23 protein-coding genes and 1 tRNA gene are annotated in these 22,278 nt (G+C 59.7%); 12 read left to right on the top strand and 12 right to left on the bottom strand.

Features of this window, described 5'->3' with window-relative positions; genetic code table 11:
• Positions 1-1,407, top strand: a 1,407-nt coding sequence (locus WCT10_04105) for a hypothetical protein (protein ID MFA6603991.1), incomplete at its 5' end; no start/stop codon positions are given.
• A gap of 114 nt (positions 1,408-1,521) precedes the next feature.
• On the opposite strand, the gene WCT10_04100 is transcribed toward WCT10_04105, so the two are convergent.
• Together WCT10_04100 and WCT10_04095 are read right to left on the bottom strand one after the other, a co-directional pair.
• On the bottom strand, positions 1,522-1,866 hold the full coding sequence (locus WCT10_04100; GenBank protein MFA6603990.1) for a hypothetical protein: 345 nt from the start codon (positions 1,864-1,866) through the stop codon (positions 1,522-1,524).
• 190 nt (positions 1,867-2,056) lie between these two features.
• On the bottom strand, positions 2,057-2,425 hold the full coding sequence (locus tag WCT10_04095; protein MFA6603989.1) for a hypothetical protein: 369 nt from the start codon (positions 2,423-2,425) through the stop codon (positions 2,057-2,059).
• A gap of 140 nt (positions 2,426-2,565) precedes the next feature.
• Between WCT10_04095 and WCT10_04090 the strand changes: the two genes are divergently transcribed.
• The 5 genes from WCT10_04090 (at position 2,566) to WCT10_04070 (ending at position 8,260) form a co-directional block, all read left to right on the top strand.
• Entirely contained in the window at positions 2,566-2,880 is a 315-nt protein-coding gene (locus WCT10_04090) for a DUF5752 family protein (protein MFA6603988.1), read from the top strand.
• Between the two features lie 33 nt (positions 2,881-2,913).
• Complete coding sequence (locus WCT10_04085) at positions 2,914-3,069, top strand: hypothetical protein (GenBank protein MFA6603987.1); 156 nt, start codon at positions 2,914-2,916, stop codon at positions 3,067-3,069.
• An 86-nt stretch (positions 3,070-3,155) separates the two neighbouring features.
• Positions 3,156-3,731, top strand: a complete 576-nt coding sequence (locus WCT10_04080; GenBank protein MFA6603986.1) for a ribonuclease H-like domain-containing protein — start codon at positions 3,156-3,158, stop codon at positions 3,729-3,731.
• Positions 3,732-4,097: 366 nt separating this feature from the next.
• Positions 4,098-4,565 (top strand): hypothetical protein, encoded by a 468-nt coding sequence (locus tag WCT10_04075; GenBank protein MFA6603985.1) that lies wholly within the window; start codon positions 4,098-4,100, stop codon positions 4,563-4,565.
• Positions 4,566-4,969: 404 nt separating this feature from the next.
• Positions 4,970-8,260 carry a vitamin B12-dependent ribonucleotide reductase gene (locus WCT10_04070; protein ID MFA6603984.1) on the top strand — a complete coding sequence of 1,097 codons (3,291 nt, stop codon included), beginning with the start codon at positions 4,970-4,972 and terminating at the stop codon, positions 8,258-8,260.
• Positions 8,261-8,483: 223 nt separating this feature from the next.
• Here WCT10_04070 and WCT10_04065 read toward each other — a convergent pair whose 3' ends face one another.
• Entirely contained in the window at positions 8,484-8,972 is a 489-nt protein-coding gene (locus WCT10_04065; protein ID MFA6603983.1) for a hypothetical protein, read from the bottom strand.
• 225 nt (positions 8,973-9,197) lie between these two features.
• Between WCT10_04065 and WCT10_04060 the strand changes: the two genes are divergently transcribed.
• The 4 genes from WCT10_04060 to WCT10_04045 all read left to right on the top strand — a co-directional run bounded on the left by WCT10_04060 (position 9,198) and on the right by WCT10_04045 (position 12,534).
• Positions 9,198-9,911 carry a hypothetical protein gene (locus WCT10_04060; protein MFA6603982.1) on the top strand — a complete coding sequence of 238 codons (714 nt, stop codon included), beginning with the start codon at positions 9,198-9,200 and terminating at the stop codon, positions 9,909-9,911.
• A 142-nt stretch (positions 9,912-10,053) separates the two neighbouring features.
• Positions 10,054-10,623: a cob(I)yrinic acid a,c-diamide adenosyltransferase gene (locus WCT10_04055; protein MFA6603981.1), complete on the top strand. Its 570-nt coding sequence runs from the start codon at positions 10,054-10,056 to the stop codon at positions 10,621-10,623.
• A gap of 104 nt (positions 10,624-10,727) precedes the next feature.
• Positions 10,728-12,035, top strand: coding sequence for a trypsin-like peptidase domain-containing protein (locus WCT10_04050; protein MFA6603980.1), 1,308 nt, complete (start codon positions 10,728-10,730; stop codon positions 12,033-12,035).
• 172 nt (positions 12,036-12,207) lie between these two features.
• A complete protein-coding gene (locus WCT10_04045; protein ID MFA6603979.1) occupies positions 12,208-12,534 on the top strand; it encodes a hypothetical protein in 327 nt (108 codons plus the stop codon).
• Between the two features lie 392 nt (positions 12,535-12,926).
• Here the strand turns inward: WCT10_04045 and WCT10_04040 are convergent, their stop codons facing one another.
• From WCT10_04040 to WCT10_04015, 6 genes are all read right to left on the bottom strand, one after another.
• Positions 12,927-14,090: a S41 family peptidase gene (locus WCT10_04040; protein ID MFA6603978.1), complete on the bottom strand. Its 1,164-nt coding sequence runs from the start codon at positions 14,088-14,090 to the stop codon at positions 12,927-12,929.
• 164 nt (positions 14,091-14,254) lie between these two features.
• Positions 14,255-15,511, bottom strand: coding sequence for a S41 family peptidase (locus tag WCT10_04035; protein ID MFA6603977.1), 1,257 nt, complete (start codon positions 15,509-15,511; stop codon positions 14,255-14,257).
• 143 nt (positions 15,512-15,654) lie between these two features.
• Positions 15,655-16,329, bottom strand: coding sequence for an HAD hydrolase-like protein (locus WCT10_04030; GenBank protein ID MFA6603976.1), 675 nt, complete (start codon positions 16,327-16,329; stop codon positions 15,655-15,657).
• A gap of 275 nt (positions 16,330-16,604) precedes the next feature.
• Positions 16,605-17,489: a hypothetical protein gene (locus WCT10_04025; GenBank protein ID MFA6603975.1), complete on the bottom strand. Its 885-nt coding sequence runs from the start codon at positions 17,487-17,489 to the stop codon at positions 16,605-16,607.
• A 2-nt stretch (positions 17,490-17,491) separates the two neighbouring features.
• Positions 17,492-18,115 (bottom strand): DUF5671 domain-containing protein, encoded by a 624-nt coding sequence (locus WCT10_04020; GenBank protein ID MFA6603974.1) that lies wholly within the window; start codon positions 18,113-18,115, stop codon positions 17,492-17,494.
• Between the two features lie 274 nt (positions 18,116-18,389).
• On the bottom strand, positions 18,390-19,472 hold the full coding sequence (locus WCT10_04015; GenBank protein ID MFA6603973.1) for a site-2 protease family protein: 1,083 nt from the start codon (positions 19,470-19,472) through the stop codon (positions 18,390-18,392).
• Positions 19,473-19,660: 188 nt separating this feature from the next.
• Between WCT10_04015 and WCT10_04010 the strand changes: the two genes are divergently transcribed.
• Positions 19,661-20,359, top strand: coding sequence for a hypothetical protein (locus WCT10_04010; protein ID MFA6603972.1), 699 nt, complete (start codon positions 19,661-19,663; stop codon positions 20,357-20,359).
• A gap of 221 nt (positions 20,360-20,580) precedes the next feature.
• Positions 20,581-20,655, top strand: a tRNA-Pro gene (locus tag WCT10_04005).
• A gap of 110 nt (positions 20,656-20,765) precedes the next feature.
• Here WCT10_04005 and WCT10_04000 read toward each other — a convergent pair.
• From WCT10_04000 to WCT10_03990, 3 genes are all read right to left on the bottom strand, one after another.
• Positions 20,766-21,029, bottom strand: a complete 264-nt coding sequence (locus WCT10_04000; GenBank protein ID MFA6603971.1) for a hypothetical protein — start codon at positions 21,027-21,029, stop codon at positions 20,766-20,768.
• 125 nt (positions 21,030-21,154) lie between these two features.
• Positions 21,155-21,463 carry a hypothetical protein gene (locus WCT10_03995; protein ID MFA6603970.1) on the bottom strand — a complete coding sequence of 103 codons (309 nt, stop codon included), beginning with the start codon at positions 21,461-21,463 and terminating at the stop codon, positions 21,155-21,157.
• Positions 21,464-21,613: 150 nt separating this feature from the next.
• On the bottom strand, positions 21,614-22,207 hold the full coding sequence (locus WCT10_03990; protein ID MFA6603969.1) for a hypothetical protein: 594 nt from the start codon (positions 22,205-22,207) through the stop codon (positions 21,614-21,616).
• Positions 22,208-22,278: the final 71 nt, after the last annotated feature.

The following is a 22,278-nucleotide window of genomic DNA, read 5'->3' as shown; positions in this document are numbered from 1 at the left end:
GCCACGCTCGAGAACCAGACCATCGAACCTGGCGAGGAGGTCGTCCACGCTATCACCACTGACGAGACCGGCGCTCCGATCGTCTCGCTTGGCACCGTCGACAATGCTGCTCCCGTGACCACCACCACGCTCTCCGGCCCGGCTGGTCAGAACAACTGGTTCCTCGGTCCGGTCACGGTCGTGCTTTCGGCCGACGACGCCGCTGGCACTGGCGTTGCCTCGACTGAGTACTCCACGGACGGCGGTCTCAGCTGGACGTCATATTCAGAACCTTTCGCTGTCTCCGCCGAGGGGATCACGACTGTCCTCTTCGGCTCGCGCGATCACGCCGACAACTTTGAGACGACCCAGTCGCTAGAAGTAAAGATCGACTCCCTTGTTCCAGACACCGCGATCACCGCCGCTCCGCTCGCGACGACTGCTGACACCTTCGCCTCTTTCAGTTTCATCGCCACGGAGGAGGGCAGTACCTTTGTCTGTTCGCTCGACACCGCTCCAACCGAACCCTGCACGAGCCCTCAGAGCTATTCAAACCTCGCTCCCGGCTCTCACAGCTTCGCCGTATACGCCCAGGACCAGGCCGGCAACCCTGATCCGACTCCAGCGACACATAACTGGACCGTCGGCGGCTTCGGCATGGTCAACGTTATCTTCCAGCGCCACACGGTTCAGACTGGCTCGAACCCCGGTTCGACCAAAGTTCCGGTCTCTGGAGCCGCGATCAAAGCTTTCACCCGAGCTGCCGGCTCCTGCGCCGCGACGATCGGCTCCAACCCCCACGACTACAATCTCATTCTCTCGACCTGTCCGGCCGACGCCTCGGCTGTCACCAACACTGCCGGTCAAGCGAGCCTGAACATCCTCCCAGGCGAGTACCTCGTCCTCTCGGTTGATCCCCAGACCAATGTGGTCGCTGGCGTTGCCTCGGGTCCGGTCGCTCTGAACGAGACCGTCGAGAAGTTCCTCCAGGTCATCGTTCGGGCCGACGGCTCCTCCGTTCCCGGCAAGACTACCAAGAAGACTGGTTCTCTTCTCTATATTATCGAGCCCGAGTACATCGAATGGGACGATATCCAGGAACTCTATCCCTTCGTCTTCGACGCTCCTGATGGAACCTGGGACCTGACCGTGACTGTCGAGCCGCCCGAAGGCTTCGAGGCCGACCATGACTCCCTCTCGACCGAGGTCAACTCCGACTACAAGGCTCTTCAGTTCACGCTCACGGACGTCGGTTCCTGCTGGGAGTGTGGCACGGGCGTCGACATCAGGATCCGGCACAACGGACGCATCGAGCACCTTCGCCGCAACATCCCGACGCCGATGACTGAAGCGTTCATCAGACGAAAAGGTCTCGATTCTCGCGACCTTGAAGCACGAGGTGTGAAAGTGAAGAAAGACGAGCGTTGATCATCATTTATTCATCCCCCGAAACTGAAACTGTATTTTCGACCGGAGTGATTTGTGTATGGTCGCGGATACAAAAACCACCGGGATAATCCCGGTGGTTTTGATATTCACTATTTAGCGGCCGGACTTTCCTTTCGGCGTCGGCTTGAAGATCTGCTGCACATCCTCCCAGCCGGCTTTGAGTTCGGCTTTCAGTTCGTCGAGTTCGCCCTCGGATAACGCTTTGACGCCGCGATACTCGCCAACCGTCGTGTCGACGATATTGCCGTAAGCGGATTTGGACAGCTTGCCGAGTTTGGCGGCGTGTTTGACCACGCGCTCCTTGATGGCGACGGCGGTTTTGCCGAGCTCTTTGGCTTTCTTGCGATTCTTTTCATCTTTCATTTTTATGGCGACGGTCGCGGCCGCGGCGATGATCGCGCTCATGGCCAGGCCCCGGATGAGTTTTTTGGCGCCCATAGGTTGGTGACGCTAGGTTGATTTATCGAGCTTTCAATATTATAGCAGATGTGCGGGGAGTGCGGGAGTGGGGGAATGCGGAAGTTACGGAGTCATGGAGAGACGAAGAGACGAAGTCATTACACCTCACTGACTCCGTCACTTCCTGACTCCGTCTCTCCAAATAAAATCCCCGCCGGAGCGGCGGGGGTCAGTAGATCAAAGCCTCGGCGGAGATCATGTGGAGCCGGCGGGCCTGCGTCGGCGTCAGGTGGCGCATGATCATCTCCTCGAGTTTGATGATGTCGTCCTCGGTTTTGTCCGGGAAGATGGCGTGCAGACACTCGTGGATGAGCGTCGCGAGGACATCGCAGCAGGGATCGATATACATAATCTGATCGATCGGTTCGCAGAACCCGACAGAGTCCGGGTTCAGTCCGAACATTTCCTGCATTCGGTAGTTCTCGCCGATCCGGGCGTAGCACACGGACCATTCGCCCGAATTCAGCAGGGTGTAGATCTGGTGCATCAGTCTGTAGACTTGGCGGCGTTCGCTTTGAAACTGCGGTCCAAAGTACATTTTAGCCTCCGGCGGTCGAGGATACATAAGGAACGATCCTGACCTCATCCTACAGTTTCGGGAGGCCTTGGCAAGCGCTCGGACCTCGGGTATCTTGCCCGGAGTCGCCCGGGTAATTATACTTAGGTCAGCACTTGCCTATGCCCGAAGAGACCCTGAGCGCGGACATCGCCCGCAGTTACCTGCGCGACGTCGAACCCATGTGGAAGGCCTTTTGGTTCCACATGCATCTTGTCGCGAAGAACCTGGAGGAATTCGCCGCCGGACTCGCCGCCGTGAACGCGGACATCTACGCTTACCACGCGAGCGGCCAGAAGAACGATTTCGCCGCCTGGGTCCAGGAGGTCATCGGCGACAGTGTGCTTGCGCGGCGTCTCGAAGCCGCAAGCGACCAGGCCACGGCCGCGAGCATCGTCCGGGAACGGGTCGAAGAGCTGCGTGCCAGTCTCAGATAAATTCGAATTATTATTTTCGGATCGACGCCTTTTATGGGTCTTCACTGTCCGGTTTGCGAACACGATCACGAGGACGACGGTACCTGCATCTGCGGGTGTGCCGCCGAAGTGGAATTGGAAAAGTTCTGCGTCAGTTGCGGCCATAGCGAGCACGACGTCCGCGAGTGCAAGTGCGGCTGCAGCGGCTGAAGTCCGGTTTTCGGACCAGCTCCTCTGACCAGCGGTTTGCGGCCTGACCGGCCGCGTGCTAAGTTGTCTTCCGCCACGAATGATATATGCGCAACGAGATCGTTCTCGACATCGAGACCAGCAATAGTTTCGCGGACGTGGGCAAGTACGACCCGTCCCTGCTTAAGGTTTCGCTCGTCGTGATCTATTCGTATGCGACCGATTCCTACGAAGCTTTTTTCGAAGCGGACCTGCCGAAACTCTGGCGTCATCTCGAAGCCGCCGACCGCATCATCGGCTATAACCTTTTCGGATTCGATTATCGCGTACTGAACACCTATTATCCCGGCGACCTCTCCAAGTTCCCGACGCTCGACATCATGCTCGAGATCGAGAAGGTCCTCGGTTTCCGGCTCAAGCTCGACGACGTGGCCCACGGTTCGCTCGGCGTCGGCAAGAGCGGCAACGGGCTGCAGGCGATCGAGTTCTTCCGCCGCGGCGAACTCGAGAAGCTGCGGGAGTACTGCCAGCAGGACGTCAAAGTGACCAAGGAGGTCTATGAGTACGGCCTCGCGAACAAAGCGATCAAGTTCAAGGACCGCGCTGGGCGGCTCATGCCGGTCGCGGTGAATTTCGAACCCGCGCCGGTGGAGACGGCGATCAATCTGACGATGCCGTTTTGAGGAGTTGGGGAGTCAGGGAGGGACGGAGAGCTGGAGAGTGCAGGAGTGCGGGAGTTGTGGAGTGACGCGGCTGCGGCCGCGTTTTTTGATTAAAAGGTCAGACTATTCGGTCAACCAATGCGTCGATATCTCTCCCCGATGTCATTCTCGCGACCTGTCCCCTGCAGTCCATTGGACGGAGGGGGAGGCGGGAATCCAGCATTCCTTATCTTCGTCTCTCCCTGACTCCAGCACTCCAGTACTCCAGCACTTCCGCACTCTCCCATACTCCTAAATCAGAGATTGACCGTTGGCTAATGCGGGTGTTAGATGCCCGTGTTCGGCGCGAGGCCGAACAAGCAGGTTCTTTCTGCAAGGAGGTGCCTGATGAGAGCTGTGAGAAGTCTGTTCGCATCCTCAGTCGTTATCGCGTTGTCATTGTCCGTTGTCGGTTGCGAGCCGGACGCCGTCGAAGTCGGGCCTTACCAGCTTGTCAGGGTGCCTATCGGCGACTCCGACAACCCGTATCGGCCGGTCTTCGTCATGATCCATGATCTTCAGTCGGATGGATCTTTCCGGACCGCCCTGCAATTCGTTTGGCGCCAGTCTGACGACGAAGCGACCTTGATGACCGCAGTGCCGGAAGAAAAGGCCTTGGTCCAGATCGTTAAGAATAGCTGCGATCCGCAAGTGACCTTCGTTTATCGGGACACCAAGGATTGCGCTGGTGCCATCGCGCATCCGCAGTATTTCGACGGTGATGGCAGTTCCGTTTATCAGGAGTGCCTTAAGGAAGTCCGTCTCGTTTGTTGTCGCGAGGACCTGCCCGAAGGCGTCGATGTCTGGTCGCCCTGAGCGCCGGACGAGGAACGCTATGCCAGTATCGACCCGCTTCTCGGGTCGATTTTTTTTTCGCCACTTTGATTCTATCCCGAGCGTCAACTCGGGATATTAAGATCCGCCGTCCCACAGACTTCGGAGGGCATTGCGGTCAGACATGTCAGCGGCTCTAGATATCTGCCCAGCTATCGCCATCCGCAGCTTTAGCGCAGGTTGGTGGGCTGCAGCGAATGAAAGCGGTTGGAATATCAGACTCCGGATTTCAGTTCGGTGAGTTTTCGTTGACATTTTTTTACCGGCGAAAAATGCGACTTGACAGTTATTCCGACCAGCATCGGCGTCCCGACGGCGGGATTTGCGGTGTCTCGCATACTCGGTTAAAATGCCGTAATCCTTAAACTTGGAATTCACCAGAAACTATGGAACATGCTCTCTCGGGCTGGTCGGGAAATTTGCCGGAAAAAACGCCGGCCAAGGACAACCAGCGCGTCGTCGAAGCCGTCGTCGCCCAGATCTCCGGACTGTCGCGCGTGAAGAAGATCCGCCTGCCGGACGGCAGCACGCTGGATTTCTCTCCGGCGGCCGTCGGTTCGGCGCTCGCCGCGGTCCTGAAGGAGTCGGGCGTGAACGACGAAGCGTCGCTCGCACAGCTCACGCATCAGGCCGTGTCCCGGATCGACCGCCAGTTCGGCGCGCTCGAGATCCCGCGGTCGGTCGACATCGACCGGATCATTGCCACCATTCTCATCGACAACAACCTGGCCTATGCCGCTAAACGTTTTCTACTGGCGGAGATGCCGGTCAGCAAGACCGCGGCCGGTTCCGGCCTCGGCGTCAGGTTCCGCCGCCGCTACACTCGCCTCGGCACCCATCCCTACGACGAGATCGCCTGGGAACAGCGCGACGCTATCATCAAGAATGACAAGGGTGTTTCGGTTTTCGAGCAGCGCGGCGTCGAAGTGCCGGCTTCCTGGAGCCAGGGCGCGACCAACATCGTCGCTTCGAAATATTTCCGCGGCAAGATCGGCGGCGCCGATCGCGAGTGGTCGGTGCGGCAGCTCGTCGATCGCGTCGTGAAAACCATCACCGAGTGGGGCGTGACCGGCGGCTACTTCGCCACCGAGGCCGACGCCGAAACGTTCGACGCCGAACTCACGCATCTTCTCGTCAATCAGGCCGCCGCTTTCAACAGCCCGGTCTGGTTCAACGTCGGCGCCGGTCCGAAGCCGCAGTGCTCGGCCTGCTTCATTAATTCGGTCCGCGACGACATGCGCTCCATCCTGAACCTGACCGTCACCGAGGGCATGCTCTTCAAGTATGGCTCCGGCACCGGCACCAACCTGTCAGCCCTGCGTTCGTCGAAGGAGATGTTGGCCCATTCGAACGGCAAAGCCTCGGGTCCGGTCTCGTTCATGAAGGGCTACGACGCTTTCGCCGGGGTCATCAAATCCGGCGGCAAGACCCGCCGCGCGGCTAAGATGGTCATCCTGAACGTCGACCATCCGGACATCGAGGATTTCATCACCTGCAAGACCCGCGAAGAACGCAAAGCCAAGGCGCTGATCGGCGCCGGCTATGACGGTTCCATCGACGGCGACGCCTATGCTTCGGTCTTCTTCCAGAACGCCAATAACAGCGTGCGCGTCACGGATGATTTCATGCACGCGTGCGTCGAGGATGGGGAGTGGCAGACCAAGGCCGTGACCACGGGCGATACGGTCGAGACGCTCAAGGCTCGCGAGCTCTTGGGCAAGATGGCCAAAGCGGCCTGGGAGTGCGGCGATCCGGGACTCCAGTACGACACGACCGTGAACCGCTGGAATCCGGTGGCCAATTCCGGCCGCATCAACGGTTCCAATCCCTGTTCCGAGTACATGTTCCTCGATGACAGCTCCTGCAACCTGGCTTCGCTGAATCTCATGAAGTTCCGCCGGCCGGACGGCGAGCTCGATGCCGAGGCCGTCAAACACGCCGTGGCGCTCATCATCACCGCGCAGGAGATCATCGTTGACAACGCCGGTTATCCGACGCCGGCCATCGAACAGAAGAGCACGGATTTCCGGGCGCTCGGCATCGGCTACGCCAATCTCGGCGCCCTCCTGATGTCGCGCGGCCTGGCTTACGATTCCGACGAGGGCCGCAATTACGCCGCCGCCGTGACCTCGCTCATGACCGGCCAGGCCTACTATCAGTCGGCCCGGCTCGCCGAGGCTCAGGGGCCATTCGCGTTCTTCCGGTTCAACGAAAAACCCTTCCTTAAGGTCATCGGGATGCATCGCGATCGCGCGTATGCCTCCGCTGACGCCGGCGTGCCTGACGAACTCGTCGTCGAGTCGCGCCACGCCTGGGATAACGCTTTGGAGCACGGGCTCGGCCACGGCTACCGCAACGCCCAGGTCTCGCTCTTGGCGCCCACCGGCACCATCGGCTTCATGATGGATTGCGACACGACCGGCATCGAACCGGATATCGCGCTCGTCAAATACAAGTGGCTGGTGGGCGGCGGTCTCATGAAGATCGTCAACCAGACCGTGCCCGAGGCGCTGACCCGGCTCGGTTATTCCGACGCCGAGCGCGCCGCCATCCTCGATCATCTCGACAAGAACGACACCATCGAGGGCGCTCCGGGATTGAAGGAAGAGCACTGCCGCGTCTTTGATTGCGCGTTCAAGCCGGCCAAGGGTAAGCGCTTCATCAGCTACGAAGGCCACATCAAGATGATGGCCGCGGTCCAGCCGTTCCTGTCGGGCGCGATTTCGAAGACCGTCAACATGCCGGCTGAAGCGACTCCGGAGGACATCGAGAAGGTGTTCATCGAGGCCTGGAAGATCGGCCTCAAGTCCATCGCCGTTTATCGCGACGGTTCGAAGGGCCAGCAAGTGCTGACCACTTCGTCCGGCAAAGAAGAGAAGAAGGAAGAGGCGGCGGCTAAGCCAGCCGAACGCCGCGAAGCGCCGGTTATGGCGTCGGCCGCAGCGCCGGTTGCGCCCATCGTTTCGCCCGAAGCGGGCCGGGGCGGCCATTTGCCGCTGCGCCGCCGCTTGCCGGACGAACGCAAGTCCATCACGCACAAGTTCTCGGTCGCCGGGCACGAGGGTTACATCACCGTCGGCCTCTATGACGACGGCACGCCGGGCGAGATTTTCTTGCGTATGGCCAAGGGTGGTTCGGTGATCTCTGGCCTCATGGATGCACTAGCGCTCTCGACCTCGATCGCGCTCCAGTACGGCGTGCCGCTGCGGGTGATGGTCAACAAGTTCATCCATGTCCGGTTCGAGCCGTCGGGTTTCACGACCAATCCCCACATCCGCATCGCGAAGTCGCTCGTTGATTACATGTTCCGCTGGCTGGCCATGAAGTTCCTGCCGCTTGAAGATCAGATCGCCGCCGGGGTGCATCTCGACGTCCAGACCATCCACGAGGCGGGGGAGTCCGACGTGCGCGCTTCCTCGGCTGCCGAAGCCGCCGCTGATTCCGCCGCCGCCCAGGCGGCCGCCGTGCCGCCGCCGGAGCAACTGAATCTGTCTGATATCCAACCGGCCGCTCGCGAGCGGCGGGATCCGGAGCTGGCCGACAGTTCTGACGCGCTCACAGCCGGATTCGACAATCATTCCGACGCGCCGGCTTGCTTCACTTGCGGGGCGATGATGGTGCGGAACGGCGCTTGCTACAAGTGCCTGAATTGCGGCTCGACGAGCGGGTGTTCTTGAGGAGTGAGGGAGAGACGGAGTCGCGTCGTTCACGAACGACGCGGCGGAGTCAGGAAGATAAAACGGCGCCTGATGGCGCCGTTTTTAAAGTTTTTCTTTGCATTAGTTTGGTTCAAGAATTAGCCGGGAAAAGCGGCCTGTTTGGATTTGTAGACGCCCTGGTAAAAAAGGGGTATGATTACGTTGGATTATTTTTTTATTCTTTTTTAAGAACGAGATGTAATTATGGATAATTAGGCTCTAATTCATCAGGTTTTAATGAATGCATATAACTATGAATAAAAGGATCTTGGGAGCGATGGTGGTCGCCGGCGTGATCGTCGGTTCGCTCGTCATTTTGGGTGCTGTTCAGAATCGCTTCGGTGGCGGTTTTCTGAGCATTCAGAATCGCTTTTGCTGTGGTCACTTGACCCTCAACTCCCAGCGGATGCTGAGCGGTGCTATCCAGAACCGCTTCAACAACAGCATCCTGGCTATCCAGAATCGTTTCACCACCAGTGGTCTGGCTATCCAGAATCGTTTCACCACCAGTGGTCTGGCTATCCAGAATCGTTTCACCACCAGTGGTCTGGCTATCCAGAATCGTTTCACCACCAGTGGTTTGAGTCTCAACTCTCAGCGGATGCTGAGTCTCAACTCTCAGCGGATGCTGAGTCTCAACTCTCAGCGGATGCTGTAAAGAGATTGTCGTCCAGCAACTCTGATTATACAAAACCGTCGAGCCCAGCTCGGCGGTTTTGTATAGACGCGCCGAGCGCGCGCATTGACAACAGCCGGGTTCGGTGTCAATTTATGGTGTCGTTCGGATCAGACGGGTGGTTCCGCCGGTTCTGAACGCGCCGCCTGCGGCGGATTCCGCAGACTGTCCGCAGGGAGACTGGGGCGTTGTCGAGCCAGGCTCGATGCCGCGCCAGCGTACCGAGGATGGAGGTCAGACATGGCACAGCAGCACCTTTCCACAGGGCAGATCCGACAGCTCATCGAGATCGACAACGCCGGGCACGGGATCGGCAACGAGGTCCAGGAGTTCATCCGCCGGCTCACTTCCGGCGGCGTCGCGGACCAGTCCGGCGGCTTGCGCCGGATCCAGGTCAAGCGGTTTTGGGACCGCGGCGTCGGGCGCGAGCTCGGCTATCGCGACTTCGAGGCTTACCTCGCCAGCATTCCCGATATTCCGCCGGCTCTTCTCAAGGTAGACAAGGACTTCCCGTGGATCGTCCTGGTCGAGCCGCGTCTCGGCCTGCGGAAGCTCTGCGATCGCGCGGGCGTCGTGTTCAGCGGCAGCGATGCGACTTGTGCCGCTTTCGACGCGCGTTACGTCGAGTTCGCGAATCCGACCTGGATCCGCGTCCGGGATGGTCGTCAGAATCGCGGCCGTCTTGTTTCCGAGTGCCGCGAGTCATTCCAGGAGGATGAGCTGGGCCTCACGGCGCTTCAGGGCGTCTGCGCCTATCTCCAACACGCCTTTGTCGAGATCATCTACGAGATGGGCCGAAATGGCGTGGATCTGGCCGGGTCGGTCTGCAGTGACAAGCGCGATTTTACAGCGATCCTTCTGCTCGATTGCGATGTCACAGCGACGCTCGATGCGGACCATGCTTTCTTCCGCAACTGTCCGGGCTGCGGCACCGCGTCGCGCCGGGTGCTGTAGGTTCGCCCGAAACGATCAGCCGTCCTTTCGCGAAAATTCAACGCTTCGTCTCGTCCGGCTTTCCCGATAAGGAAGCCGGGCTTTTTTAACGGTTCTTTGTGGTAAAATATCCGGATAAAATTGCGTTGAAGCCAGTCATCTTATGAAAACAGCTGACAAGAAATCTGGCCGCGGTCGCGGCCTCATCCAGGTCTATACCGGCGACGGCAAGGGCAAGACGACCGCTGCTCTCGGACTCGCGGTCCGCGCGGTCGGCGCTGGTTTCAGGGTCGCTATGATAAGTTTCGACAAGGGCGGCGATCATTATTCCGAGCGCCGGGTCATCGCCGAGCGCTTCCCGGGCGAGATCGATCTTTTCGCCACCGGACTCAAGCGTTTCGATCCGGCGGCCAAGACGTTCCGTTTCGGTGTCACGCCGGAGGACGTAGCCGAGGCTGAGCGCGGTCTGCGACTGGCACAAGAGCTATTAGCTGGTAAAAAATACGACCTGGTTATTCTCGATGAAGCCCTGACCTGCGTGCCGTTCGGATTGTTGCGGGAAAGCGACGTACTGGAACTGCTGGCCGCCAAATTAGCCGCGACCGAACTGGTGCTCACCGGCCGCGGTTGCCCGACGTCGATCATCCGGCTGGCTGATCTTGTGAGCGAGGTCCGCTGCCTCAAGCATTATCACGCGAACGGGGTGCTGGCGCGCGCCGGCTTGGATCACTGATCCGAGCCATAGCCGCTCTTGCGGCCGCTGGCTCGCGTCGTGTTATAATATTTTCGCCGCCGCTGTGCGCGGTGAATTCAACAAACCATAAGCTTTTTTAAGCTATGCCCAGCAAACAGACGTTGTCGTCCAACCGGTTCTTCATCGTCAATATCATCCTGACCGCGGCCGTAGCCACCTTGTTCGGCTTTGCCGCCGGTCTCGTCGCTTCGAGCGGCCGCCTGACCGGCGGATTATTCCAAATGCTGCCGGCCGCCGTGCGCCAGGTCATTGATCCGGCGGCTGGCCAGTTTCAATCCGGCGCGGAGAGATATTCTTTGCCGCAGTTGCGCGGCCGGCTGAAACAGACCACCAGCGAACAGGCCGCCATCGAGGTCGTGAAAAAATCTTCGCCAGCCGTGGTCTCGATCGTCGTCTCCAAGGATATGCCGGTCTATGAACAATATCTGGCGCCGCAGGAGAACGACGATCTCTTTCAGCAGTTCTTCGGCGACATGCCGGGTTTGCAGTTCAACGTTCCGCAATACCGTCAGAACGGCACGGCGAAGCAGGAGATCGGCGCCGGTTCTGGTTTCCTGATCTCGGCTGACGGCTATATCGTCACCAACCGGCACGTCGTCGCCGACGAGAAGGCTTCCTACACGGTCGTGCTGCAGGACCAGCGCAAGTTCGAAGCCAAGGTGCTCGGCCGCGACGCGGTCAGCGACATCGCAGTCCTGAAGATCGAGGGGATGGATTTTCCTTTCGTCGCGCTCGGGGATTCGGACAAGCTACAGGTCGGGCAGAGCGTCATCGCCATCGGTTACGCGCTGGGGCGTTTCAGCAACAGCGTCTCTTTCGGCATCATTTCCGGATTGCAGCGCTCGCTCACCGCGAACGACGGTTTGGGCGGCTCGCAAGGACTTTTCGACGTCATTCAGTCGGACGCGGCCATCAATCCGGGCAACTCCGGCGGGCCGCTCCTGAATCTGAAGAGCGAGGTCATCGGCGTCAACGTAGCCATCGTCCAGGGCTCGCAGAACATCAGTTTCTCGTTGCCGATCAATGACGTGAAGACTGTTGTTTCGAGTCTGCGCGCCACTGGCAAGATTGTCCGGCCGTTCCTGGGCGTGCGCTTCGTCATGATCTCGAAAGAGCTGCAAGCTGCCAATCAGCTATCGGTCGATCACGGCGCGCTCGTCGTCCGCGGCCAGGCGCAGACCGACCTCGCGGTCATGCCGGGTTCGCCGGCCGATCTCGCCGGCATCGTCGAGAACGACATCATCCTGGAGATTAACGGCAAAGAGCTGACCGCCGATTATCCGCTGCAGCTCGCGGTGACCAAGCTTGCCGCCGGCGACACAGTGAAGCTGAAGATCCTGCATAAAGGCGAAGAGAAGGTCGTCGAGGTCAAGCTGACGGAGAAGAAATAAGTAGCAGGCGCAGACGCGGTCCGGCAGAAGATCCGGGCCGCGTTTTGATTTTCTTGATCTTCCGGATCGGGTTCTGCGAGTGGGGTCCGGATATTGACAATGACGGTCAAATATTCCAAAGTAGGGCTGTGTTTTGACCCCTAAGGCCGCCTGGAGCGGCGAGGATGCAGTCATGGTTGACGAGAAGAAAGACGCCCCGAAGCCGCTGGAGAAGGAAGAGGTCCATGTGAGCGTGAAGCCGAAGGACCCGAAGGATCCCGCTCATCGGCAAGTTGCCGAGAAGGTCAAGGCCAACGTCGAGAAAGAGGTCAAGAAGGCGCTCGACGACAACAAGTCCGGCGGCGTGCAGAAGCAGCTCGATGCCGCCGAGAAGAAGATCGACGACGCCAAAAACGGGACGAGTCCGAACCAGATCGAGAAGATCAGTGTGAAGGTGAAAGGCAAGGACGGGGACGGCGACGAAGTCTCCCGCGAACGGTCGGTCAAACCGAAGGGCTGATCAAGCCCGCGCATCTCTATTCGCCAGCCTAGTGCTGGCGATTTTTTTCACCACCAAAGTGTAACCCCGAGTGTCAGCTCGGGGTTTTATGACTCGTGAATCCCCCGACCTGTTCCCCGCAGCTTTAGCGAAGGGGGAAGCCGCAGGCAGAGGGGGATAGGCCGCTTGCCGCCAAGCGCGACCTTTGGACGCTAGCCTGGGATTTTATGAATCGTTTCCTTCGGTGTCAGGCACCTGAGGTGCCTGACACCGTTGCGCCATCAAATGAGCTTAAAAAAGATGCTGCAGCCCGCGGTGCCTGACACCAAGGGGACAGGCACCGGAGAGGCCGCGATAAAAAAGACCCGTCGGAAAGTTCCGGCGGGTTGCGGTCGAGAGGCATGGCGAGATCCTCACTTGGCGAGGAGTTCGAGCGCCTTGTCGAGTTGCGGGTCGCGGTTCATCTGGAAGTCCGCCGTCGTCCGAGGCACGATCACGTCCGGCGTCAGGCCGACATTGTGGACCGAGCGGAATTTTTTGGGCGTGAACCAGCGCGTGGTCACCAGACTGATGACGGAACCGTCGCTCAGTTGGAGGTCAACTTGGCCGACGCCTTTTCCGAAGGTCTGCGTTCCGACCACTTGGGCTAGGCCATAGTCCTGCAAGGCGCCGGCCATGACCTCTGCCGCCGAGGCTGATCCGCCGTCGACGAGCACGATCGTCGGTTTGCTGGCCAGCGGCGAGTATTCGGTCAATCGTGAGGCGAATTTCGCGTTGTCGTGCGCATAGGTGATCATCATGCAGCTATTCGAGCCGATCCAGGCACTGACGATGTGGCAGACGTTGTCGACGGTGCCGCCGGGATTGCCTCGGAGGTCGATGATCAGGCCTTCGATCCCGGCTTTCAGCGCGTCGTCTGCCGCTTGGTCGAATCTGGCGGCAGCATCCCCGGTTAAGTCGGCGATCCGGATGATCGCCAGACGACGACCGTTCGCTTGGACCAGCCGCAGACTGACCAGGTCGTAAGCCGCCGGGACAGCATCGATGTCGAACTGCAGCGGTTCAGCGGCTCCTTCACGTCCGATGAGCAGGCGGATCGTCTTGCCGGCGAGCCGCGTGCTCCGCAGGGTAACCAGGCCTTGGCGGGTGAGTCCCGAAGCGCTGCGGCCGTTGATGGCCAACAGCCGGTCGCCGGGGAAGACCCCGGCTTTTTCCGCCGGCGAATTGGGTATGAGCCCGACAATGGTCGGCGGGTCGGTCCGGAGATCAGTAATGGTGCCCAGGTCGGAGGTCGAGTCTTTTTCCGCCCGCTCCATCTGCCGCACCGTCTCGGGATCGTAGTAAGCCGAGAACGTGTCGTCCTGGCGGTGCAGCGAGCCGATGAGTCCGGTAAGGGCGCTACGGAGCATCTTGTCCTGGTCCAGCGGTCCGGCGGCGTAGTTATCCTCGATGTAGTTCCAGACCTCGCTGAATTGCCGCGCAGGCGGTCTCTGGTTGCCTCGGCCGATGACCAGGCCGAGGATGAAGGTGGTGACGGGCAGAACCCCAATCGCCAATGCTATGAAAGAACGTCTCATGTCAGACTCCTGTCTTCAGCCTTTGACTGACATACGTATAGCGAACTTAATCAGAACCGGAACGACGAGTCAATCGGGGTTGGTCGGGACTTTTTGCGCCTGATGCTGGAAATAAAAAGACCCGCCGGAAAGTTCCGGCGGGTCGCGGTCGAGAGGCGGTCGACTCACTTGGCGAGGAGTTCGAGCGCCTTGTCGAGCTGTGGGTCGCGTTCATTTTTCGCGTCGTCTTCGGTGAGCGGTACCGCGACGTCGGGTTCGATGCCCACTTTATGGATCATGTTTCCCGATGGCGTGAGCCAGAGACTGATCGTGAGCTTCACGTAGGAGCCGTCCGGCAGGTCGTATCCGGTCTGGACGCAGCCTTTGCCATAGCTCTTTTCGCCGACGATCCTGATCTTGTCGTTGTCTTTCAGGGCGCCGGTGAGCACCTCCGAAGCGGAGGCTGAGTTCTTGTTCAGTAGCACGATGGTCGGCATCGCGGCGAGACGGGCTTTGTGTTGCACGCCGCTTTTTTCGATGGTGCCGTCGCGATATTTTTGCTGAACCACTACGCCGCTGCCGATCCATTCACCGGCGATGTCGATAGCGATGTGGAGATAGCCGCCGGGGTTGTCGCGCAGGTCGAGGACCAGTCCGTCGGCTTTGGCTTTGATGATCGCCGCCACGGCCTCGTCGAACTGCTCGTCGGTGTTTCTCTGGAATTCGGCGATCTGGATCACGGCGAGATGCTTTCCGCCGCGTTCGATCATTTTCCATTTGACGGATTCGATCGTGACTTCGTCGCGCGTGATCATGAATTCCTGCGGTTGGGGCAGGCCCGGGCGGTTCACGAGCAGTTTGACCTTGGTCTTCTTGGCCCCGCGGATCTTCGTGACGCATTCGTCGATCTTTTTGTCCTTCGTCGGCTGTCCGTCAATCGTCAGGATCTGGTCTCCGGCCTTGAGCCCGGCGCGTTCCGCCGGCGAGCCCGGCATGATCCGGATGATGGTCAGGGTCTCTTGCTTGTCTTCGAGGACCGCGCCGATGCCGCAGAATTTTCCGGACTTGGCTTCTTCGAATTGCTTGGCTTCGGTCGGGTCGAAGAATCGCGAATGCGGGTCATCGAGCGCGGCGACCATGCCAGCGAGCGAGCCGTAGAAGAGTTTGGAATCCGAGACCGAGCTCGAATCGAAGTACTGGCTCCTGATCATCATCCAAACCTGCCGGTAGGTTTCGAAATCCACGCCTGCAACCTTGTCTGGAGATTCGCTGCACATCCCGTTGAGCGAGGCTGGTTCCGGCGGGAGGGATTCGATCTGGCTGACTGGCGGGACAGTTTCGACTGTCTCGGCTGTGCGGCGTCCCAGGAGGAATCCGCCGGTGTAGATGCCGCTGGTAGCGAGCAGAACAAGCAGGGTTTTGGTTGTCAAAGAGCGTGACATGAGCCACCTCCACGTTAGCTGTTCAGACACAGAAAGGCCCACTTGAAGCGACCTTAGCGGCTGCGTCAGCCGGCGTCAAGCTCAGACAGCCGGCCAGTCGTGTCGGGTCCGAGCGGCTAAAAAAAGACCCCCAAAGTTGGGGGTCAGCGCGGATCGGCGAGCAGGGCGTCGATGCCTGGGATGACGCGCCTGGCTCCGGCGGCGCGCAGACGTTCGGCGGTGATCGTGCCGAGGACGCCCACGGTGTACAGGTCGAAGCGGTGGCCGATGAGCATGTCCATCTCCGAATCGCCGCAGTAGAAGCAGTCGCGCGCGAACTCGGTGATGCAGACGCCGGCGGCGTCCGCGAAGGCCTGGATATGCAGCGGTCCTTTCGGAATGGCTGTCGAGCCGAGCGTCAGCTTGAAGCGGCCGCGGGCGAGTTCGGAGCCGAGGCGGCGGCTGACTGTCTCATCCGGCGAGCCGCTGGAGACGAAGATCGTGACGCCTTTGCCGGCGAGCGCGCGCAGGAGCCTTTTCGCGCCGGCGAGATAGTCGATCGGCACGAGGCGGATGCGCCGCTCGAATTCGAGGAAGAGGCTGGCGATTTCCTTGTCGGTCGGGTTGTCGCCGGCCGCGTTGATCGTCTGACGGAAGATATCCGTGAGTTTGGCGCTGGTCGCGGCCGCGAATGAATCCCGGGCGGCCGCTTCGTCGAGGCCGTAGCTGGCCACGAGGTCGGCGAAGATCTTGAGGCACGGCTGCATGCTGTCAATCAGCGTGCCGTCCATGTCGAAGATACCGTAGCGGAAAGAGAAGACGCTGCGATAACCCTTCATCGGCAGCTCCTTGGTCGGTGGTGGTTGGAAAAGGACTTCAAGACAGCTTGCCAGCGCTGGCGGATGGAGTCAATGGGGTTAGGGAGTGCAGGAGTGCGGGAGTGCTGGAGAGACGGAGCCACGTCGCTCGCGAGCGACGTGGCGGAGTCAATCGATATTTTTTAACTTCCGCACTTTAGAACTCCAGTACTTCAGCACTTCTTCACCCCCACCCTCGAATCAAAAAACCGCCGAGTTCGCCCGGCGGCTTTTTAGACGTTGGCTGATGCCGACAGCTACTGGACCAGCTGGCAGCCTTTCGCGGTCGATTGGCAGGAGTAGGGAATGCCGACGTATCCCGCCTGGGCCGGAGCGGCAAAATCTTCCCAGTCCGCCGGGCGGCTTGTGCAGGCGCCCTGGGCGCAGCCGTAGCAGTCGACCTCGCCGGTCTTGATCTGGCGCATCAGCACGCAGCTGCTGGCGGCGCCTTTAGGCTGGGCGCAGGTGACCTGGACCGGATAGCTCTCGGCGAGGAGACATTGTCCGGGGCAGCCGGCAGCCTCGCATTCGTGTCCCTGAGGGACGCAGAGCGTGCCTTTGTTGTCCGGCAGCGTGGCGCAAGTCTGGCCGGCGGCGCAGGGATTACGCAGACCGCACTGGACGCTGCCGATGGTGTCCGTGGCGTTCAGTTCGAAGCAGAAATGTCCGGACGGATGCTCCCAGGTCCGCAGGCGGCCGCGTGTCAAAGGCTCGGTCACGAGCGGGGCGGTCGCGGCCGGCGGCAGTGGTTCTCGCACCGGCATCGGCTGTTTCAATTCCTGTTGGTCTGCTGTTTCGCTGGCCAGATCAAAAATGGCGCAGAGCAGGTAGTTGGAATCGCCCTGAGGTTCGTAGCCGTAGGGTTCTTTCGTCTGCGGATCCTCGAGCGAACCGACCAGGTAGCTTTCGGTTCCCGCGGCCTGCATGAGGACTTTCAGGTCGGCCGGCAGCCGGTTGTTGCGGGCGTAGAAAGAATCCACCGCGGCCGCGATCTGCTGCACTTCGGCCAGGCGTTGCGAATCGAACTGGCGGCTGCGCTCCGCGTTCGGCGAACCGGAAAGGTACAGGCCGCCGGCGATGGCCGCGATGACGAGCGTGATGACGAAGCCGGCGAAGATCCGGAGACCATTGATGCGCAACATATTTATTTCTCTTCCTTTCTCAGATCCCATAGGTAGTAGCCGAAGATCAGGCCGGCGATGAGCATTACGGCCAGAACTTTGAGGATGAACCGCAGCGTCAGTTCGCCCGCGAGCAGGTTATAGATGAGCGTGATGAGGTCGCCGATGATGATGCTGGCCGCCACGAAGAGCGTGAGGTAGGTCAGCCACTTGCGGACTTTGGAGCTCTTCTTTTCCGGATCGCGGCTGATCCATCTGATCGTGAGCGTCGTCAGCCAGAAGTAGATCGGGAAAGCGACGATGAGCGAGGCGATCGAGGTGCGCACGCCGAAGATGTCGAGCTGATAATACTGCGACAGCTTATCCGGGATCCAATGATTGATGAAATCGAAGAGCAGCGTACCGAAGCTCCAGGCGCTCCAATAGAGACAGGCGAACAGGAGCAGGTAAATGAACGCCTCGCGCGCCGACAGGTAGGGGCGTTGGCGCGGCACCGGGATCGGGAAGTCGATCTCGGCAAAGGCTCCGATGGCCGAGACGATCTCCTCTTCCGCCCAGCCGGCCTGGGAGAGGGCTTTTTTAATGTCCGGCCTGGGGATCTTTTCCGTCAGGGCGGATTTGATGAACTGCTTAAGGTCTTCATTCATATGGGGACATTATAGCCTTTGTTTTGAGAGTTGGGGAGTGGGGGAGGCTTAGTTGAGAGTGCTGGAGTTCTGGAGTTCTGGAGTTCTGGAGTGCTGAAGTTGGGGAGTCAGGAAGAGACGGAGAGACGAAGTTACGAGGTTAAAAATATATTTCAAATGACTTCGTTTCTCCGTCTCTCCGTCTCTCCCGTATCTCCGTCTCTCCGTCACTCCCTGTTAAAGTGGCGAAAAAAACCGCGTCCCGATGAACGGGGCGCGGCAAGAATCAGAAGGATCAGCTGAGAGCTTTGAGAAGTTCCGTGAAGTTCATGATCTGCGAGGCGGCGGTGAACAGCCAGAATAGTCCGCCGGCGAGCGCGGCGTAGGCCACGAAGCCGTTCAGCGCTTCATCGCGCGTCATCACCGGGAGCGGTTTCGTTTTGAGGAACTTGCCGAGCGGCGTCTGGCGGAAATCGTCGTCGTCCGTCAGGGCCCAAAGTTCCTGCGCCGAAGTGGCGCGGGATCTGAACGAGCGGCGCGGTTCGGTGGCATCGACGGCGATCCGCGTCCAGAAGAGCTTCATCATGTCGCCAGAGGTGAGGCCGCAGTTTTTCATGCGCTGGCGCAGTCCTTCGTCGTGCAGTTCGCTCCAGTCTATGAGGCCGGCATTGATGCAGTCGAAGATCTGCTGCAAAGCGTCGCTTACGACGTTCACCTTCGGTTCGACGCCGAGCTTTTCGGCGAAGGCGGCGATGATCCGTTCGCGGTCGCGCTGTTGGCGTTGGTCGCTGATCTCCTGCTTGAGGTCGAAGTAACCGGCCAAGCCGATGAAAGCGACGACGATCGGAGAGAAGAAGAGTCCGAGGCAGGCCGTCAATCCGAGTCCGGCCACCAGCACGGCGAGTCCGAACTTGGGCGAGATCGAGTAGGCGATGGATTTCGCCGCCCGGCCGCCATCAACCGGGTTGACCGGCAGCAGATTGAAGAGATTCAGGAAACCGTTGAACATGGCTGCGCCGGCGAAGATCGGTTCGTTGGTCAGGAAGTAGAGGCCCAGACAGGCGAGTCCCAGGGCAAAGCCCCAGGCCGGTCCCATGAGCGCGATGATCGTCTCGTCCCGGCGCGATTCCCATTTCCTGAGCGGGGAGACCGCGAGTCCCAGGAGCGGCACGAAGTAGAATCCCCGGATACCGCAGCCGAGGCGTTTCATGGCCCAGCCGTGTCCGAATTCATGGATGAGGAGCGAGCCCATCATGATGAGCGCGAACTTCCAGCTCGCGAGCCAGGCGATGACGAGGAAGAATAACGCGGCTAACAGCAGTTCCTTGCCGGTTACGAGCGGCCGCTTTTCGGCGGCCTGGTTGCGTTGGTCGTTCACGACGGCACCTCCGGACAGTGATTCAGCTGATTGTCTAAAGAACTTGCGGCGATCTTAACGGCGCGGCGGGTGAATGTCAATCAAGGCTGGCGGGCGCCGGGCGTTGACGATAACGGCCATTAACGGCTAAGGTGGGCGCAAGCTCCTTTCATTGTCTCATTTCGGCATTCGCCGGTCAGGAGATCCAGATGTTCACGACGGATCAGCAAAGCTTGGTCGACTTTGTCTTGCGCCATTGCGCCGACAAGAAGCTGGCGCAGCGGGCGCTGGCGGTCATCGATCCTTATTTCACGGAAGCCAAGGTCGGCATCTTTCCGCTCGATATCGCCTGGCACGTGGATCAGGATGCGGCCAAAGCGGCTTTAGCCGTCGCTCTCGGCAAGACGATCACTGATCTGCGCGTCTTGGCCGGGTCGCTCGGCACCGGTCTCAGCGCGAACGGCGCTCTGCCTGCCGATCTGGCAGCCGCCGACGCCGAGGCTGCTGACGTCGATCCGTCAGCCGACTTCGTCTTCACCAGCGTGCTGCTCTTGAGCGAGTTCCGCGACGAGCTCGCCATCCAGTTGGATGATGAGCAGTCCAACGAGCTGATGTACAAGGTGTATGACACGCTCGGTCTGGCGGTCCAGATCAACATGAAGACGGCTTACGCCCAGTTCTTCGGCCGGCTCAACGACAATGCCGCGAACACGATCGCTCTCATGCCCATGGCCTGCGTCTTCTACTTGCTCGGTTTCGCCATGGCTGGCGACGTCGGCATGTTCGAGCGGCTGAAGCTGCTCGTCGAACTTTGCCGCCACGCCATTCCCATCGGCGAGATCAAAGCTCGGCCCGCCCAGGACGGCCAACCCGCCGCGCCCGGCAAGTGGCTGCTGCTCGCCGGCTGATCGGCGGCCTTATCGCAAAACCCGGATCCGCACTGGATCCGGGTTTTTTTGTCCCGTCTTGATCTCCGCGGGTCGTGTGAATCCGGATTCATTCGCAGGTTCGGATGATCATGGGCTATATCGTACCAATTCTTGACGATCAGGTCTGGCTTGGGCGTTCCCGGCCGGGGCGCTTGATTATTTGGCGGAGATACATTATGCTGTTTCCACATAAATATCATCGGGGCGTAGCACAGCGGTAGTGCGCTCGGTTCGGGACCGAGAGGCCGCAGGTTCGATCCCTGTCGCCCCGACCACGCAAGAACACCAGCCAGACTGGTGTTTTTACGTACATGGATTTCGGTCAGATAAAAAAACGTCCCGTAGTTTTTGGGACGTTGGACGAGAGCAGTTTTCCGGTTTCTGGTCACTTCTTGTGGCCGAACAGGATACGGCGCAACCGTTCGAGAAAGGTGGTTCTGGCCTTTTGCGGACGTTGCGTTGTCCCTCCGCTACAGGTCATGGATCCGACCCTGGTAAGTTTGTAACCCCTGCGTCGCGCGGCTTCTTCCAGAGAATACCAGTACGTTTTACCTGTCCTTTTGGAGTTGGCCTTCATCTCTTCCTGTCTGATCTGTTGGGCCAGAGCCAGTATCTGCTTGGCTTCTTTGGAGAGTAATGCAAAGGGCATGTCGCGCCTCCGTTCCTTGGAAAGATCTGAGCACACTTTTGCGTGAATCGCCGCGGCTGTCAAGACGAGGTCTTGTCGCGCGGACAAAAAAACGGACCAGAGCGGTCCGTGGGCGGCTAAGTCATTCAGCCTCGATCGCCGAACAGGAGATGGCGCAACCGTTCGAGAAAGGTGGTTCTGGCCTTTTGCGGACGTTGCGCTGCCCCTCCGCTGCAGGTCATGGATCCGACCCTGGTAAGTTTGTAGCCCAGCCGTCGCGCGGCCTCTTCATAATACCAGTCCGGATGGTGGTCCAGGGGGATGGACATCTGATCACCGTTGTTCACCAGCGGCCGGCCGGTCCTCCGGGAGTTGGCTTCCATCTCTTCGTGCGCGATCTGGTCGGCCAGAGCGAAGATCTGCAAGACTGTTTTGGAGTGTATTATCATGGGCATGTCGCGCCTCCGTTCCTTGGAAAGATCTGAGCACACTTTTGCGTGAATCGCCGCGGCTGTCAAGATTGCCCATGTCGCGCGGACAAAAAAACGGACCAGAGCGGTCCGTTGGCGGCTGAGTCATTCAGCCTCGTCTGCCGAGGCAGCCTTTTATTCGCCCTCAAGAGCGATCTCTTCGCCAGCGAGGTACTGCTTGATCCGAGCGTCGTCGGCCAGCAGACACTGGAGGAATTGCGTCGCTTTGAGGTCGGCCGTATTCAGGTAGCCGAACCAGCGCAGGCGCTCCTCCGGCGTGCCCTCAAGAAGGTTCTGGAACAGCTTCTCGCGCTCGGCTTCCTTGAAGAGGAAGAGCCCCTTCTTGGGATACAGGTCGAGCATTTCGGCGCGGATCTTCGCTGGCGTGTCTGGCCCCATGGCCAGCGCGAAGAGCGTGGAGATCGCGTCGATGTTATCCTTGACGAGCTCCTGGTTGAAGTTGTCGTTGGTCAGCGAGTTCATGATCGCCCAGGCATTGTTGCGCGCCCGGACGAATTCTTCGCTGGCGCAGGGGAGAGCTGGCGCAGCAACGGACATCGCGGCCGGCGCCTGGTCGACGGTTGCGGCCGGTTCCGGCTTCTGGTCGGAATATCCGGATCCATAACCGACGAGGTAAGCGGCGTTGATGGCCAGAAAGATCCCGATTCCGATCAGGCGTTGACGGGGAGTGAAACGCGCAGTGGAGATGTTGCCGTTCGGTTCGGACATGTTGGCCTCCGTGGCTGAAAAGGTTGTAAAGAACGGCCTCACCTTAACAGACCGCGGAAAAACAGCAAGCT

The organism is Patescibacteria group bacterium (genome assembly GCA_041667185.1).
In the GTDB taxonomy this organism is placed as follows: Bacteria; Patescibacteriota; Patescibacteriia; order SG8-24; family SG8-24; genus JBAYFM01.
The sequence above is the reverse complement of the archived record's forward strand: the minus strand, read 5'-3'. Positions and strand labels throughout refer to the sequence as shown.

What these genes read in the sequence shown, in the direction of transcription:
- WCT10_04075 (MFA6603985.1), top strand. Translation starts at nt 4,098, where the DNA reads ATGAGAGCTGTGAGAAGTCTGTTCGCATCCTCAGTCGTTATCGCGTTG.
- WCT10_04030 (MFA6603976.1), bottom strand. Translation starts at nt 16,329, where the DNA reads ATGAAGGGTTATCGCAGCGTCTTCTCTTTCCGCTACGGTATCTTCGAC.
- WCT10_04000 (MFA6603971.1), bottom strand. Translation starts at nt 21,029, where the DNA reads ATGCCCTTTGCATTACTCTCCAAAGAAGCCAAGCAGATACTGGCTCTG.
- WCT10_03995 (MFA6603970.1), bottom strand. Translation starts at nt 21,463, where the DNA reads ATGCCCATGATAATACACTCCAAAACAGTCTTGCAGATCTTCGCTCTG.
- WCT10_04025 (MFA6603975.1), bottom strand. Translation starts at nt 17,489, where the DNA reads ATGTTGCGCATCAATGGTCTCCGGATCTTCGCCGGCTTCGTCATCACG.
- WCT10_04070 (MFA6603984.1), top strand. Translation starts at nt 4,970, where the DNA reads ATGGAACATGCTCTCTCGGGCTGGTCGGGAAATTTGCCGGAAAAAACG.
- WCT10_04050 (MFA6603980.1), top strand. Translation starts at nt 10,728, where the DNA reads ATGCCCAGCAAACAGACGTTGTCGTCCAACCGGTTCTTCATCGTCAAT.
- WCT10_04010 (MFA6603972.1), top strand. Translation starts at nt 19,661, where the DNA reads ATGTTCACGACGGATCAGCAAAGCTTGGTCGACTTTGTCTTGCGCCAT.
- WCT10_04045 (MFA6603979.1), top strand. Translation starts at nt 12,208, where the DNA reads ATGGTTGACGAGAAGAAAGACGCCCCGAAGCCGCTGGAGAAGGAAGAG.
- WCT10_04085 (MFA6603987.1), top strand. Translation starts at nt 2,914, where the DNA reads ATGGGTCTTCACTGTCCGGTTTGCGAACACGATCACGAGGACGACGGT.
- WCT10_04040 (MFA6603978.1), bottom strand. Translation starts at nt 14,090, where the DNA reads ATGAGACGTTCTTTCATAGCATTGGCGATTGGGGTTCTGCCCGTCACC.
- WCT10_04090 (MFA6603988.1), top strand. Translation starts at nt 2,566, where the DNA reads ATGCCCGAAGAGACCCTGAGCGCGGACATCGCCCGCAGTTACCTGCGC.
- WCT10_04060 (MFA6603982.1), top strand. Translation starts at nt 9,198, where the DNA reads ATGGCACAGCAGCACCTTTCCACAGGGCAGATCCGACAGCTCATCGAG.
- WCT10_04020 (MFA6603974.1), bottom strand. Translation starts at nt 18,115, where the DNA reads ATGAATGAAGACCTTAAGCAGTTCATCAAATCCGCCCTGACGGAAAAG.
- WCT10_04100 (MFA6603990.1), bottom strand. Translation starts at nt 1,866, where the DNA reads ATGGGCGCCAAAAAACTCATCCGGGGCCTGGCCATGAGCGCGATCATC.
- WCT10_04055 (MFA6603981.1), top strand. Translation starts at nt 10,054, where the DNA reads ATGAAAACAGCTGACAAGAAATCTGGCCGCGGTCGCGGCCTCATCCAG.
- WCT10_04095 (MFA6603989.1), bottom strand. Translation starts at nt 2,425, where the DNA reads ATGTACTTTGGACCGCAGTTTCAAAGCGAACGCCGCCAAGTCTACAGA.
- WCT10_04035 (MFA6603977.1), bottom strand. Translation starts at nt 15,511, where the DNA reads ATGTCACGCTCTTTGACAACCAAAACCCTGCTTGTTCTGCTCGCTACC.
- WCT10_03990 (MFA6603969.1), bottom strand. Translation starts at nt 22,207, where the DNA reads ATGTCCGAACCGAACGGCAACATCTCCACTGCGCGTTTCACTCCCCGT.
- WCT10_04080 (MFA6603986.1), top strand. Translation starts at nt 3,156, where the DNA reads ATGCGCAACGAGATCGTTCTCGACATCGAGACCAGCAATAGTTTCGCG.